We start from the raw sequence: 540 nt of genomic DNA on the forward strand, positions 1-540 counted from the left end.
CGACCAACACCGTGACGGTCACCGGCGGCCCGGACCCCTCAACGCCGACCCACACCGCCGTGGCATCACCCTCGGGCTCGCCGTCGCCGCAAGCCAACCTGACCGTCTCCAAGGTCCTCCTCACCGATCCGGTGGTCCCCGGCCGCCAGATCCAGTGGCGGGTCACCGTCACCAACAACGGCCCCTCTCGGGCCCGGAACGTGGTCGTCACCGACCAGGTGCCGACCGGGGTCAACAACCCGGTAATGACCGCCTCGGACGGGACCGGCTGCCCGATCAGGGGCGGGGTCGTGACCTGCCCGGCGGTGGAGATCCCCGCCGGCTCGTCGCAGAGCTGGACGCTGACGGGCACGCTCGCCTCCGACGCGACCTCGACGCCCGTGAACTCGGCAACGGTCACCGGCGGCCCGGACCCATCGGCGTCCACCCGGACGGCGGTCGCTTCGCCGACCGCGAGCCCCTCGCCGCAGGCGAACCTGACGGTGTCGAAGGTACTGCTCACCAACCCGGTCGTGCCGGGGCAGCAGATCCAGTGGCGGG

Annotated in this window: 1 protein-coding gene; it reads left to right on the plus strand. The window is 72.4% G+C overall.

Annotated features, from left to right (window positions below):
- Window positions 1-59: 59 nt before the first annotated feature.
- Window positions 60-540: DUF11 domain-containing protein (locus VR45_RS45210; protein WP_159394579.1), on the plus strand; the 481-nt coding region annotated here is incomplete at its 3' end.

Source organism: Streptomyces sp. NRRL S-495, assembly GCF_000966955.1.
Taxonomy (GTDB): domain Bacteria; phylum Actinomycetota; class Actinomycetes; order Streptomycetales; family Streptomycetaceae; genus Kitasatospora; species Kitasatospora purpeofusca.